The sequence below is a fragment of the Paracoccus sp. M683 genome (assembly GCF_007096355.1).
Taxonomy (GTDB): Bacteria; Pseudomonadota; Alphaproteobacteria; order Rhodobacterales; family Rhodobacteraceae; genus Paracoccus.
The window spans coordinates 1-301 of the sequence record NZ_VKDF01000068.1 but is presented as its reverse complement, the minus strand read 5'-3'; the positions used below and the strand labels follow the sequence as shown (position 1 = coordinate 301).

At 56.5% G+C, this 301-nt stretch carries 1 protein-coding gene; it reads right to left on the bottom strand.

Features of this window, described 5'->3' with window-relative positions:
• A partial coding sequence (locus FNJ84_RS21820; protein WP_185968650.1) for a transposase occupies positions 1–162 on the bottom strand: 162 nt, incomplete at its 3' end.
• Positions 163–301: the final 139 nt, after the last annotated feature.

The following is a 301-nucleotide window of genomic DNA, read 5'->3' as shown; positions in this document are numbered from 1 at the left end:
GGCGTCGCTGTAGCTCTGCTGGCGGCCACGCCTGCCAGTTGGTGCGGCCTCCCAGCTCATCTCGGGATCGAACCAGATCGTCAGCGATCCGCGGCGCTTGAGCGCTTCATTGTAGGATGGCCAGTTCCTGGTCTTGTAGGTTGGAGGTGTGGGTCTGCTCATGGATTCCAACTACCACGCTGGATTCATGAGATGAATCCCAAAAGGGATTTGTGCAACATGTATAACCGCCCCTTGCGCAAGAGGGTATTTGGGATCTTTTTGGCGCGTAGTCGGGTGCTGACATGTATCCGGCCTTTGA